Here is a 13322-nt window from a genome sequence, read left to right as displayed (position 1 = left end):
GCCCGGCACCTTATCCGCGCGTGCCGGGATAGCGCAGGCGGCCCATCAGCCCGACGGGATCGGGCAGCTTCTCCGCAAACCCTCGAAGTCCGGCCTTGGCCTTTTCGATCCGCATCACATCCTCGATACGGCGGTCGAGAAACGCCCATGTGCTCGAGAAATCTTCCGTTTCGTCGCCCAGCCAATGCAGCGTCACCGCCGAATAGACGGCGGCCAGAATAGCGCGCTTCGTATAGAAATTGAAATCGGCCGACGTATCGCCGACCGCCCGCCAGATGGCATCGACCGTCCGGTAGAGCGAGCGCGGCCCCAGCGCGCCGGCCACGGGCAGCGCGGCATAGCTCACGGCGCGGCGCAGCGCCTCGCGATGATCCGCATCGGCCTCGATCCGGCTGCGCACCGCGAGCGTCACCTTTTCGCGGATCTTCATATTGTCGAGACCCCGGCCGGCCAGCGTCTCCGCCATGCGGCGGTCGCCATCGGCCAGGAAATAGTCGATGAGATCGTTCACGCCGCCGGGAAAGGCAACGCGCATCGCCTCATGACCGATCCCCGCCTCCTGCGCCGCCTGACGCATCACGGCGGGCGTCCATCCGTCGAACGCCACATGCGGCAGGGCCGCTTTCAATATGGCGGCGCGGTTCTTGTCCTTCGACGTCATCTTTTCAGGCATCCCGTTCGTCCGGCTCCCGTTCCTGCGCCAGGTCCAGCCAGTGCTTCGCCTCGCTCTCGAAAATCAGCTTCGACAGATCGTCCATCCGCTGAGGATAGAGAATACCGTCCAGATGGTCGCATTCATGCTGCACGACACGGGCATGAAACCCCCGCGCCTCGCGCTCGATGGTCTCGCCCCTGGGCGTCACCCCGCGATAGGCGATATGGGTGGATCGCGGCACGAGCCCGCGAAGACCGGGAACCGACAGGCACCCCTCCCAGCCCTCTTCGGTGCCCGGGCTCATGATCTCGATCTCCGGGTTCACCAGCACGGTGAGGGGCGCGGTATGGTCGAACTGCTCTTCTTCATCCACACCTTCCGGCGCGCGCTCCGGCGGTGCCTGAAAGACGACGATCCGCCAGGGCTCATGCACCTGCGGGGCGGCGAGACCGGCGCCATTGGCGTCGATCATGGTCTCGATCATGTCGCGCACCAGCGTCCGTACCTCCTCGGAGGTCGGATCGGGAACCTTTTCGGCCTTCCGGGCGAGCACCGGATGGCCCATACGGGCGATCTTGCGAATGGCCATGCCGCGAATATGTAAGCTGCGCCCCGTTCCGGCAAGTCGGGCATTTCGACGCTTTTCGTCGATGCTTTTGAGGGCCAGTGTGGACAAACCCCGATTCTTTTGATACTTAAGCCCCCTGTCGCGGGCCCTGAAAACGGGTCCGCGACTAACTTATTGAACCATAAGCAGGATTTTCTCGTGCAGGTACTCGTCCGCGACAACAATGTCGATCAGGCCATGAAGGCCCTGAAGAAGAAGCTTCAGCGCGAGGGTGTTTTCCGCGAAATGAAGCTGCGGAACTTCTACGAGAAGCCCTCCGAGAAGCGCGCTCGCGAAAAGGCGGAAGCCATTCGCCGCGCCCGTAAGCTCGCTCGCAAGCGCGCCCAGCGTGAAGCCGGCATCGGCCGCAAATAAGAAATTCGATCCGTCAGGATCAAGCGAGAACGCCCCCGGATTTCCGGGGGCGTTTTTGTTTTATCCGTTACCCGTCACGCGCTTCAGGTAGCGATGAAAATGCCAGAGACCGCGCTCCAGATGGCTGAGCGGGCCGGCCGCCGCCACCGGGCTTGAAAGCCCCGCCTGCACCCCGTCGCAAACGGCAATGTCCTCGATATGGATATGGCGCAGCACCTCCGCGGTACCCGCAACAAGTTCGGCATCGGAGGCTTCCGGCTCCTTCATCAGAATGTTGATCGTGAGGTCGAAACTGGCCTCGTCGCGGATATCGAGCCGATACCAGACGGCGGACGTCGTTTCGCCGCGCAGCACGACCAGAAGGAAGGCGGGAAAGCCGACATAGACAGAGAACGGGTCCGCGCCCTCGACCGGCGGATTTTCCAGCGCCGTAAAATTCGTGCCCTCCGGCAGCTCCGGCACATAGGTGCCGAACGCGGGATTGCTCTGCTGCAGGCTTTCCGCATGCGGGCCGATATGGTGGTAGGACTCGATGAAGTTCTCCACCAGCACTTTCCAGTTCCAGGGCGAGGGAAAGGTCAGGGAGCTAACGATGCGCATATCGGCAAGCCCGTCCTCCGCGACCAGCGGCGTGAGCCCTTCCAGAGCGGCGGCAAGCGGCGCGGCCCCCTCATCCAGATTGACGAAGATCCAGCCCTGCCAGACATCGACCGCAAAGGACGGCAGGCCGCACTTGCCCTGATCGAACGCCTCCGACCGCTCCATGGCGGGGGCGGAGAGAAGCCGTCCATCGAGCCCATAGCGCCAGAGATGATAGGGACAGGTGAAGGCTTTCACATTGCCCTCGCCCTCCGCCACAGGCATGGAGCGATGACGGCAGACCCGCGACAGCGCATGAAACACGCCCTCTTCATCGCGCGACAGGATGAGCGGCACGCCCGCCAGATCGAGCGTCAGGAAATCGCCCGCTTCGGCGAGTTGCTCGACCCGCGCCACCGGCATCCACTGGCGCCGGAAGATCCTGTCCGTTTCCGCTTCGAAGACCGCCTTATCCCGAAAAGCCGCAGGCGGCAACGACATCGCCGTTTCCATCCTGTCCGACACACCCGCATAGACATTCGTTCCCGACATCACGCCAATCCCTCAAAATAAGTCATATGACCTAAATTAAGTCAATCGACCTAATTGTCAACACGGGCTATGCTGGCGGCATGACCGACCCAGCCTCTCCCGCCCCCCTGCCCGCCCGGAATCGCGGCCGCGAGCGCATGGAAAGCGTGCTGCACGAGGCGGAGCGGATGATGATCGAGGAGGGCTATTCCGGCCTGACCATGCGCAGGCTGGCCGAGCGCTGCGGCATCGCGCTCGGCAATCTCCAGTATTATTTCCCGTCGAAATCGGCGCTGGTGGCGGCACTGGCGGACCATATCTGCGCACGCCACCGCCAGGCGAGCGAGACATGGCCGGCACAGGACGCAGCCCCCGAAGCCGCCTTCGAGGCCCTTATCCGCTATGTGCTGGACGACATCAGGAAACCCGAGGGCTCCATTCTCTATTGGGAATTCTGGGCGCTGGCCGCGCATGACGACCATGCGAAAGCGGCCATGGCCGAACTCTACCGAACCGAACTCGACCTGCTCTCGGAAGCCATCGCCCGGCTGACCCCCGCCCTGCCGGAGACCCAAATCCGCCACCGCGCCGAAATCATAGTCGGCATGCTGGAAGGCAGCGGCCTGATGATCGGCCCCGGCCGCCCGCATGCCGAAACCCCCGGACCGCTGATGGAAGAAATCGTCGCCGCCGCGCTGGCAGTCGCAACGCGGCCTGCGTAAAAGCCACGCCGGTTGCAGAAAATATCCCGCATTTACGTTTGCCTCCCGCCTTTCCACGTCCCAGAGTTCTTCAAGAAATAGCCGGGAGGAGGCTATGAGCGATACGGAACCCGATATGGTCCTGGCCGCGCGTCTGAAAGATCTCGCCGGGACGGGACGAAAAATCGTCAGGCTTGAAGGCCGCCAGATCGTACTCTTCCTGTCGGGCGACCGGATCTTCGCCTGCAATAATCGCTGCCCGCATGAAGGCTATCCGCTGTCGGAAGGCAGCCTGTCGGAAACCTCTTCCGGCTGCACGCTCACCTGCAACTGGCACAACTGGAAATTCGACCTCGCCTCGGGCAGGACGCTGCTTGGCGGTGACGATCTTCGCGTCTATCCCACCGAACTGCGCGGCGAGGAAATCTGGATCGACATCTCGGACCCACCTGCCGAACATGGCAGGGCGCAGGCCCTGCATCGTCTCATGGCGGCATCGCATCGCTTCGAGTACGACCGCATGGCGCGCGAGCTGGCCCGCTTCATCAAGCTGGGCGGCGATCCGCTGGACGCCATCCGCCACGCCCTGGAAGTAGCGTCCCCACGTTTTGAATTCGGCATGACACATGCCCATCCCGCGGCGGCGGAATGGCTCCGGCTGCGCGAAACGCACCCCGTTTCCGCAAGCGGGGAAACCGAGCTATTCGTGCCATTGCTCGAAATCCTAGCTCATCTGAGTTGGGACACGCTGCGGGAGAACGAATTCCCCTACCCTGAAGGCACCGCCGCCTTCGATGCCGACCAGCTTGCCGCCGCCATAGAGGAAGAGAACGAGAAAAGAGCGATCAGCCTTGTCCGCACGGCGTTGAAGACAGGAGCGGACTTCAAGACCCTCCGACCCGCCCTCGCCCGCGCGGCGCTCGCCCACTATGCCGATTTCGGCCATTCGGCAATCTATGTGCAAAAAGCGGGAACGCTGATCGACCGCCTCGGCGAAAAGGCCGCGCCCGCCATCCTCTATCCGCTCATTCGCTCTCTGGTTCTGGCGACGCGGGAAGACCTGATCCCCGAGTTCCGCTTCTATGGCGACGCTCTCATGCGATGGGACAGAAAAGGCGAGGAATGCCCGTCGCCGGAAGAGCTACGCTCGGCCTCCATCCGGCACGCGCTCGACATGACCGTCAAGGCATCCGCGCTGCCGCCACAGCGTCTTCACGCAGTCCTGCTGGAAGCCGCCATGTGGCAGTTCCTGCATTTCGACGCAAGCCGGCAGGAGCAGATCAGGAATGCGGTGTCGGACAATGTAGGCTGGCTGGACTTTACCCATATGCTCACCTTCGCTCATGCGGTGCGCGAACTTTGCGGCGCCCAGCCCGATCTATGGCCGCAAGGCTTGCTGCAAATGGCCTGTTTCATCGGCAGGAACGCCGCTTATACCGATGGCGCGCAAGACGTTTCAGGCTGGAGCGTTGAAGACCCTGCAGCATTCTTCGAGAGCGAATTGATTGGCATGCTGGATCACGGTCAGACCGAACCGATCGTCTCGGCGCATCTGTTGAAGACGCTCATGGCCGCGCGCGACGAATGGCTTGAAGACCCGGATGGCGCCCATGTACCGCTTATGCTGGCGGCTGTAAACCGCTTCCTGCATACGCCGTTGAAGCGCCGCCATGCGCTACGTTCCGCCCATCAGGCGCTCGATTTCGTCGCCGACGAGTAGAACCTCTAAAGCAGCTTCCGCATCACGCGCTCATAGTCGCCATAGCCGAGTTCTTCATAGAGGCGGATCGCATTCGCATTGCCGCCCAGCACGCCCAGACGAACCTCGCCAAGCCTGCGCTCGCCTGCACGGTCCTCGATTTCCTGAATGAGCTGCCGCCCGATCCCCTGCCCGCGCGCATCCGCCGTCACGCTCACATCGAGGATCATGGCGTATCGCCGGAATGCCGGGCGGATATAGGCGCCATTTGCTTCCTCGACGATGTAGCAACCGAACCCCGCGATCCAGCCCTGCTGCTCGGCAACGAGCCATTCGCCGTCATGGCGCTCGACATGATCCCGCAGCCAGCCGAAATGCGCCGCCGCTGCACTCGCATCGGCCCGGTTAGGCTCGATCTGCGATTCCGCATCGTTCAACTCGCCGATAAGGCCGGTCACCGCTTCTCCGTCCGCCGGAAAAACGGCATTACGGATAAGGATATCGCTCACAGCCTTCAGAACCTTTCTTCCCCATATTCCCGCACGGGATCGGGGAAATCGCGATAGAGGGCGAAGCTGACATTCTCCACCAGCGAGTTCAGCCCGTAATGCTCGCCCTCCACTGGCTCGGCGCGGCTTGCCACCCAGTTGAAGGCGGTATCGAGCTGGGTCAGGTCCTGCACCTCGATCATGATGTGGAACTCGCCGAGATGCGCGGGCGCGAGGCCGAGCTTCTTGCGCGTCAGACGCCAGCCCGCGATCACGCCTTCGCGCTCCAGAAGCTCCATATAACTCGAAAAAGCGTCGACGAATTCATGGTCCCGGACGTCCGGCTTCAGCCCGCACCAGATGTGATAGATGTCCATGCGCTCTCTCCTTCAGAGGACGTCATTTCCGGCCGAGCGTCTTTGCACCGAATACCGACAGGACGACCAGCACCAGCTCCACCGTGACCGGCTGCGCGATTCCCTCCGGCGCGCCGTCGACGAGGATACCAAGGAAGCGTCCGGCAACCGCAAGGCCGTAAAGGCACGCCACGCCCCACATCCAGCTTGCCCGGCCGGCAATGAGCGCCAGCGCGCTTGCTATGGCGCTCGCAAGGAAGAAGGCGCCGAGATCCGCCCGGAGCGCATTGAGCCCCAGCGGCGTCAAAGCCCCTATCCCCAGCGTCGTCCCGAGCTGCACGGGCGAGGCAAGCGCCATCAGCCCCATGGCCAGCGAAAAGAGTCCCACCAGCGCCACGGCGATTCGCGCGATCCAGACCATGTTTCAGTCCCCCCTTGAGATTGGATAACCGCATAGAAAACGGGCGGTGCTCATGTGAACACCGCCCGCCCTGTTCGTCCAGTATTCCGTCAGGCGACGGATCAGTCGAGCTGCTTGATGATGCCTTCGACCATCTTCTTCGCATCGCCGAACAGCATCATCGTGTTGTCGCGGAAGAAGAGTTCGTTTTCGACGCCCGCATAGCCCGAGCCCATGCCGCGCTTGACGAAGAGCACCGTGCCCGCCTTTTCGACGTCGAGAACCGGCATGCCGTAGATCGGGCTCTGCGGATCGGATTTCGCCGAGGGGTTGGTCACGTCGTTGGCGCCGATGACGAAAGCCACATCGGTCTGACCGAACTGGCTGTTGATGTCTTCCAGCTCGAAGACTTCGTCGTAAGGCACATTAGCTTCCGCCAGCAGCACATTCATATGGCCGGGCATACGGCCCGCCACGGGATGAATGGCGTAGGAAACCTTCACGCCTTCTTCCTTCAGCAGATCGGCCATTTCGCGCAGCACATGCTGGGCCTGCGCCACCGCCATGCCGTAACCGGGCACGATGATGACGGAGCTGGCATTCTTCATGATGAAGGCCGCATCGTCCGCCGACCCCTGCTTCACGGGCCGCGTTTCCGCCTGCCCCGCACCGGCCGCTGCGCCCGCATCGGCACCGAAGCCGCCCAGGATCACGCTGATGAAGGAGCGGTTCATGCCCTTGCACATGATGTAGGACAGGATCGCACCCGAAGAGCCGACCAGCGCGCCCGTGATGATGAGCGCGAGATTGCCCAGCGTGAAGCCGATACCGGCCGCCGCCCAACCCGAATAGGAGTTGAGCATGGACACCACCACCGGCATGTCCGCGCCGCCGATCGGGATGATCAGCAGGAAGCCGATCAGGAAGGCCGCCAGCGTGATGAAGAGGAAAAGCTCGACCGACTGGTTAGCCGGATCCAGCACGATCCAGATCACGCCCGCGACGATGGCCGCCGCGATCACGATATTGATGAGGTGACGCGCGGGCAGCATGATCGGCGCACCCGACATATTGCCGTTGAGCTTGGCAAAGGCGATGAGCGAGCCGGAGAAGGTGATCGCACCGATGGCCGCGCCGATCGACATTTCGATCAGGTTGGACGCATGGATCGCCCCCAGTGTGCCGATGCCATAGGCTTCGGGTGCCAGATAGGCCGACCAGGCGATGAACACCGCCGCGAGACCGACCAGCGAATGGAACGCCGCCACGAGCTGCGGCATCGCCGTCATGGCGATGCGCCGCGCGATGATGGCGCCGATACCGCCACCGATGGCCAGACCGACGACGATCAGCAGCCAGGTGAGCGTGTTCTGCGCCTGAAGCAGGAACAGCGTGGTGCCGATGGCGATCGCCATACCCACCATGCCGTAAATGTTGCCCTGCCGGGAGGTTACCGGCGAGGAGAGCCCGCGCAGCGCGAGGATGAAGAGCACGCCCGATGCGAGATAGAGCAGTGCCGCGAGATTGGCTGACATGTCTTTGGGCCCCTCTTACCGCTGTTTCTTTTTGTACATGGCAAGCATCCGCGCGGTGACGAGGAAGCCACCGAAGATGTTTACCGCGGCAAGGATGACGGCAATGAAGCCGAAGCCCTTGGAGACAAGACCGGAATCGCCGGCCTGCGTCGCATCGAGACCGACGGCGATCAACGCACCGACGATCACCACCGAAGAGACGGCATTGGTCACGGACATGAGCGGCGTATGCAATGCCGGGGTCACGCTCCAGACCACGTAATAACCGACGAAAATCGCGAGCACGAAGATCGCCAGACGGAAAACAAAAGGATCGATAACGGCCGCTTCCATCAGTTGCCTCCTTCGGTGAATGAGGGATGGATCACTCGGCCCTCGCGCGTCAGCGCCGTGCCGGTGACGGTCTCATCTTCCCAATCGATGGTGAGCGTGCCGCTCTCCTTGTCGATATGAGGGGTGATGAAGTTGAAAAGGTTCTTGGCGTAAAGCGCCGACGCATCGGTCGCGAGCTGACCGGCGAGGTTCAGTTCGCCGATGATGGTCACGCCATGCTTCTCGACGATCTGGCCGGCTTCGGTCAGTTCGCAGTTGCCGCCGCGTTCGGCGGCGAGATCGACGATGATGGAGCCGGGCTTCATCGTCTTCACCATCTCTTCGGTGAGAAGACGCGGCGCCGGACGGCCCGGAATGAGCGCCGTGGTGATGACCACGTCCTGCTTCTTGATGTGCGAAGCGACGAGTTCGGCCTGACGGCGCTGATAGTCCTCGCTCATTTCCTTGGCATAGCCGCCGGCGGCATCGCCGGATTCTTCCGATTCGACCATGACGAAAGTCGCGCCGAGGCTTTCCACCTGCTCCTTGGTCGCCGAGCGCACATCGGTCGCGCTCACGACGGCGCCGAGACGCCGCGCGGTCGCAATCGCCTGCAGGCCCGCAACGCCGACACCCATCACGAAGCAGCGTGCCGCGGCAATCGTGCCCGCCGCCGTCATCATCATCGGAAAGGCGCGGCTGTAATGCGCCGCCGCGTTGACGACCGACTTGTAGCCCGCAAGGTTCGACTGCGAGGACAGGATGTCCATGGACTGGGCGCGCGTGATGCGCGGCATCAGCTCCATCGCAAAGGTCGTGATGCCTTTTTCGGCGTAGACCTTCAGCCGGTCCTTGTTGTCATAGGGATTGAGCGTGGCCGCCAGCACGGCGCCCTGCTTCATCATCCCCAGCTCTTCGTCGGAGGGCCCGCGAACCTTGAAGACGAGGTCCGCATCCTTGAGCGTCTCTTCGAGGCTGGAGCCGATCTTGGCACCGGCTTCCTCGAACAGCGCATCCGGCAGCGACGCCGCGACGCCGGCTCCCGTTTCGAGCACCACATCGACACCGAGGCCGACAAGCTTCTTCACAGTCTCCGGCGACGCTGCGACGCGGGTCTCGCCATCGGACCGTTCTTTCGGAATTGCTAGCTTCATGAATTTCCGCCTCTTGGGGTCATTCCGCCATCTGGGAACGCGGACCGAAACTCGAGGTCCGCAAAGCGGGACGGGCTCCCCGAGCGGGCAGCCAGTCGCAAATTAGAATTATTCGTAAATATACAGGTGAGCGAGAACGTCAAGTCCCCGCCCACAAACTTCGGCGATCAGAGCGTAACGATCGCCAGAAAGATTACGAAAAGAGCCACGGCAGCCGTGCCGTACTTCGAGAACGTAATGAAGCCTTCATAGGTGGCGAGATGCTCCTGCGCATCCATTTCCTCGCCCCAGCCCTCTTGAGCCAATTTTTCCATCTGCGTAACGCCCCTCTATTTTGCTGCTCGTACCGGTATTCAGAGCGTGCGGACTATAGCAAAGGTGTTCCGCTCGGCAAGCAAATCGACCGGCCGCTCTTGCCCAAACCCCTTCAACCTATTGTGCAATTCCGTTCACGCAGCCTCACGGCGGTCAGGCTGGAACACCCGCCGCGTCGAGCGCTTCGCGCTGGCGCGTCTCGAGCGCCGCCACGTCGAAGCCCTCGATCGCCTCCATGAACATTTCATGGAAATTCAACTCGGCATCCAGATGCAGGAACACCGCCCCGAGGCCGATTGCCGCCCGGTCCATGAAGACGAATTCGCGCGGCGGCGTCACGGGCCCGAGTTCCTTCAGCGCCTGATGCACACGATAGGCTTCCTTGCGGCCATATTCGGCCGGGCTCACCCCGTCGGCAATCGAGCGCACCCGGTCGTCCAGCAGCGGCCCATAGATGAATTTCGCCCAGATATTGAGCGTGTCGATCATCTCATTGTTGAGCCCGGTAAAGCCCCAGCGCTCATAGGCCGCCGCCGCCCGGTCGCGATCATCCGACGCGATGGCGTGGTAGAGCTCGATCACGCCCGCGACGAAGGCCGGCGGGAAGATGCGGATGCATCCATAGTCGAGCAGGTTGATCGCCCAACCGCTCTCGCTGGCGCCGCCCTTGTTGGTGCTGCTCTGGGCCGGCACGTCGTCCTGCGTCCGCACCGTGTAATTGCCCAGATGCGGATCGCCATGGATGACGCCATAGCGCGCGAAGGGATGCCACCAGGCCGCGAACATGGAGCGCGCAATCTCGTTGCGGTCTTCCAGCGGATGATCGCGGAAGGACAGGATCGGCTCGCCATCAAGCCGCGTCATGGTCAGCAGTCGCTTCGTGCTCAGTTCCGGCACGGGCGCCGGCACGATGATGCGCGGATCGGCCTCGAAGATGAGATCGTAAAGCCGCATATGCGCCGCCTCGCGCTCATAATCGAGTTCCTCGCGCAGCCTTTCGGACAGTTCCTGATAGATTTCCCTTGTGTCGATCGCACTGTCCACGCGGCGAAAGATCTGCAACAGCACACGCAACTGGCTGAGATCGGCCTCCACCGCGGACTGCATGTCCGGATATTGCAGTTTGGAAACGACCGCGCGTCCGTCCGGCGCCACCGCACGATGCACCTGGCCCAGCGACGCCGCAAACGCCGCGTCGCGCTCGAAAGACTTGAAATGCGATTGCCAGTCGGCGCCGAGTTCGGCACGCATGCGGCGCTTTACGAAGGGCCAGCCCATGGGCGGGGCGGAGGACTGGAGTTGAGACAGTTCTTCGGCAAATTCTTTCGGCACGGCTTCGGGAATGGAGGACAGAAGCTGGGCGATCTTCATGATCGGCCCCTTCATGCCGCCCAGCGCCTCGCGCAGCTCGCGCGCCGTACTCTCGTTGAGCCTGTCACCGAAAAGCCGGTTGCCGACGAGCCGCGCGGCAACGCCGCTCATGCCGCCGCCGACCTGCGCATAACGCTGCAGCCGCCGCCCGAGGCGATTGCCTTCCGCATCCCGTGCCGGGCGGTCTCCGTCGCCGGAAGGCCGATCCGCCATCAAAGCGTCTCCAGCTCGTCGATGAAGCGTTCGATCACCGAAAGCCCCTGCTGCCAGAAGGCAGGGTCGCTCGCATCGAGACCGAAAGGCGCCAGAAGTTCCTTGTGGCGCAGCGTTCCGCCCGCCGCCAGCATCTGCATATAGCGCTCCGCAAAGCCCTCCGGCGCGCGCTCATAAACCGCATAGAGCGAATTCACGAGGCAATCGCCAAACGCATAAGCGTAGACGTAAAAGGGCGAATGGATGAAGTGCGAGATGTAGCACCAGTAATGCTCATAGCCCTCGCCGAGATGCACCGCCGGACCGAGGCTTTCACCCTGCACCTCCATCCAGATGCGGCCGATATCTTCGGAGGTGAGTTCGCCCTCGCGGCGCGCTTCATGGATGCGCCGCTCGAAACTGTAAAAAGCGATCTGACGGACCACGGTGTTGAGCATGTCCTCGACCTTGCCCGCCAGCATCGCCTTGCGCCGCGCCGGATCGCTCGCCCCCGCCAGCAGCTTGCGGAAGGTCAGCATCTCGCCGAAGACGCTGGCGGTTTCGGCAAGCGTCAGCGGCGTATCGGCCATCAGCGCGCCCTGCTTTGCCGCCAGCACCTGATGCACGCCATGACCGAGTTCATGGGCAAGCGTCATCACATCGCGCGTCTTGCCCTGATAGTTGAGCAACACATAAGGATGCGCACTCGGCACGGTCGGATGTGCGAAGGCGCCGGACGCCTTGCCGGGCCTGAGCGGCGCATCAATCCAGCCCTTTTCGAAAAACGGCGTGGCGATTCGCGCCATCTCCGGCGTGAACCCGCCATAGGCCTCCAGCACGGTATCGCGCGCCCGGTCCCATGAGATGACTTCGTCATCCGTTTCCGGCAGCGGCGCATTGCGGTCCCAATATTCCAGACGGTCGACGCCGAGCCATTTCGCCTTCATCGCATAATAGCGATGCGACAGGCGCGGATAGGCGTCCGCCACGGCGCCCACCAGCGCCTCGACCACTTCCGGCTCCACGCGGTTGGCGATGTGGCGGGACTGGGCAATATCGGTGAACCCGCGTTTGCGGTCCTCGATTTCCTTGTCCTTGGCCAGCGTATTGGTGACGAGCGTGAAAAGGCCCGCATTCTCCGCGAACACAGCAGAAAGCGCATGAGCAGCCTTTTCGCGCGTGGCTTGGTCCTTGTCGGAAAGCCGGTGCAGCGCGCCTTCCAGCTGAAGCTTCTCGCCATCGATTTCGAAAGTGAGTCGCGCCATCGTCTCGTCGAAAAGGCGGCTCCATGCGGCATGCCCCGAGACGCTTTTCTCGTGCAGCAGGGTCTCGACCTCGTCGGAAAGCTGATAGGGCCGCATCGCCCTGAGATCGCGCAGCCAGGGTTCGTAATGCGCCAGCGCCGGGCTCTCCAGCGCGCGCTCCATCACCTCATCCTCGATCCGGTTGAGTTCCAGCGTGAAGAAAAGAAGCTCCGTGGAAATCGCGGTCACGCGCTCCTGCGTATCGCCATAGAACTTCGCCCGCGCGGGGTCGACGCTGTTGCCCGCATAGCGAAGCCCCGCATAGGAGATGAGCCGCCCGAGCAGATCCTCGATCGTCTCATAGGTCTCGATCATCGACGCCAGCACGTCCCCGCCGCGCGGAGAGGATGCGATCTCCTCCACCCGCCCGCGGAAATTGGCGGCGAAGGTTTGGGCCGCCTCCTCCGCCCGCCTGAAATCGCGCGACACCTCCGGCGCGTCCGGCCCGGCATAAAGATCGGCGAGGTCCCAGACCGGCAATTTGCCGAGCGACAGGTCGTCATTGGCCGCATTGGGCAGACCGGCGGCTTCCTGGGGGGAGAGGTTACTCATGGTGGGGCGGCTCCGGGTGACTGGACAAAAAAGGCGCAAGCGGCGGAAGGGGCGACAAGGACACTCAATCCTATATTGAGCGCCCGGCACAAGCCTTCAACGAAAGCGCGGTAATTTAATGACGCCGCCCGCAGGGTACCGGCGCAACGGAGCGGAACCCGCACGAAAAAGGGCCCCGGCATCGCTGCCGGGGCCC

The 13322-nt window shown here is 62.8% G+C and carries 14 protein-coding genes and 1 pseudogene; 3 read left to right on the top strand and 12 right to left on the bottom strand.

Going from position 1 to position 13322, the window contains the following annotated elements:
• Nucleotides 1-10: 10 nt before the first annotated feature.
• Both ACSSVQ_RS14330 and def read right to left on the bottom strand, forming a co-directional pair.
• Complete coding sequence (locus ACSSVQ_RS14330) at nt 11-673, bottom strand: COQ9 family protein (protein WP_454184066.1); 663 nt, start codon at nt 671-673, stop codon at nt 11-13.
• On the bottom strand, nt 666-1331 hold the full coding sequence (def, locus tag ACSSVQ_RS14325) for a peptide deformylase (protein WP_454184065.1): 666 nt from the start codon (nt 1329-1331) through the stop codon (nt 666-668). The genes ACSSVQ_RS14330 and def overlap by 8 nt, the downstream gene beginning before the upstream one ends.
• A 66-nt stretch (nt 1332-1397) precedes the next feature.
• Here def and rpsU point away from each other — a divergent pair, with 66 nt between their 5' ends.
• A complete protein-coding gene (rpsU, locus tag ACSSVQ_RS14320) occupies nt 1398-1637 on the top strand; it encodes a 30S ribosomal protein S21 (RefSeq protein ID WP_205305178.1) in 240 nt (79 codons plus the stop codon).
• 60 nt (nt 1638-1697) lie between these two features.
• Here rpsU and ACSSVQ_RS14315 read toward each other — a convergent pair whose 3' ends face one another.
• Entirely contained in the window at nt 1698-2768 is a 1071-nt protein-coding gene (locus ACSSVQ_RS14315; RefSeq protein WP_454184064.1) for an aromatic ring-hydroxylating oxygenase subunit alpha, read from the bottom strand.
• 80 nt (nt 2769-2848) lie between these two features.
• Here ACSSVQ_RS14315 and ACSSVQ_RS14310 point away from each other — a divergent pair, with 80 nt between their 5' ends.
• Both ACSSVQ_RS14310 and ACSSVQ_RS14305 read left to right on the top strand, forming a co-directional pair.
• Entirely contained in the window at nt 2849-3469 is a 621-nt protein-coding gene (locus ACSSVQ_RS14310; protein ID WP_454184063.1) for a TetR/AcrR family transcriptional regulator, read from the top strand.
• 94 nt (nt 3470-3563) lie between these two features.
• Nucleotides 3564-5168, top strand: coding sequence for a Rieske (2Fe-2S) protein (locus ACSSVQ_RS14305; protein WP_454184062.1), 1605 nt, complete (start codon nt 3564-3566; stop codon nt 5166-5168).
• A 5-nt stretch (nt 5169-5173) separates the two neighbouring features.
• On the opposite strand, the gene ACSSVQ_RS14300 is transcribed toward ACSSVQ_RS14305, so the two are convergent.
• The 9 genes and pseudogenes from ACSSVQ_RS14300 to ACSSVQ_RS14260 form a co-directional block, all read right to left on the bottom strand.
• A complete protein-coding gene (locus ACSSVQ_RS14300; protein ID WP_454184061.1) occupies nt 5174-5656 on the bottom strand; it encodes an N-acetyltransferase family protein in 483 nt (160 codons plus the stop codon).
• A gap of 5 nt (nt 5657-5661) precedes the next feature.
• Nucleotides 5662-6012: a DUF6614 family protein gene (locus ACSSVQ_RS14295; protein WP_167090543.1), complete on the bottom strand. Its 351-nt coding sequence runs from the start codon at nt 6010-6012 to the stop codon at nt 5662-5664.
• Nucleotides 6013-6034: 22 nt separating this feature from the next.
• Nucleotides 6035-6412, bottom strand: coding sequence for a DUF4345 family protein (locus ACSSVQ_RS14290; protein ID WP_454184060.1), 378 nt, complete (start codon nt 6410-6412; stop codon nt 6035-6037).
• Nucleotides 6413-6513: 101 nt separating this feature from the next.
• Nucleotides 6514-7926, bottom strand: a complete 1413-nt coding sequence (locus ACSSVQ_RS14285) for an NAD(P)(+) transhydrogenase (Re/Si-specific) subunit beta (protein ID WP_454184059.1) — start codon at nt 7924-7926, stop codon at nt 6514-6516.
• A gap of 15 nt (nt 7927-7941) precedes the next feature.
• Nucleotides 7942-8244, bottom strand: a pseudogene (locus tag ACSSVQ_RS14280) (NAD(P) transhydrogenase subunit alpha); the annotation flags it as partial.
• A gap of 14 nt (nt 8245-8258) precedes the next feature.
• Nucleotides 8259-9392 carry a Re/Si-specific NAD(P)(+) transhydrogenase subunit alpha gene (locus tag ACSSVQ_RS14275; protein ID WP_293328806.1) on the bottom strand — a complete coding sequence of 378 codons (1134 nt, stop codon included), beginning with the start codon at nt 9390-9392 and terminating at the stop codon, nt 8259-8261.
• Nucleotides 9393-9559: 167 nt separating this feature from the next.
• Nucleotides 9560-9706 carry an aa3-type cytochrome c oxidase subunit IV gene (locus tag ACSSVQ_RS14270; protein WP_293328807.1) on the bottom strand — a complete coding sequence of 49 codons (147 nt, stop codon included), beginning with the start codon at nt 9704-9706 and terminating at the stop codon, nt 9560-9562.
• 154 nt (nt 9707-9860) lie between these two features.
• Entirely contained in the window at nt 9861-11291 is a 1431-nt protein-coding gene (locus ACSSVQ_RS14265) for an ABC1 kinase family protein (protein ID WP_454184058.1), read from the bottom strand.
• The gene (locus tag ACSSVQ_RS14260; protein ID WP_454184057.1) at nt 11291-13126 is read right to left on the bottom strand and encodes a M3 family oligoendopeptidase; all 1836 of its coding nucleotides are present in this window, start codon (nt 13124-13126) and stop codon (nt 11291-11293) included. The genes ACSSVQ_RS14265 and ACSSVQ_RS14260 overlap by 1 nt, the downstream gene beginning before the upstream one ends.
• Nucleotides 13127-13322: the final 196 nt, after the last annotated feature.

Source organism: Parvibaculum sp. MBR-TMA-1.3b-4.2 (genome assembly GCF_053628815.1).
Note: the sequence above shows the minus strand (reverse complement) of the source record. Positions and strands in the feature narration are given on the sequence as shown.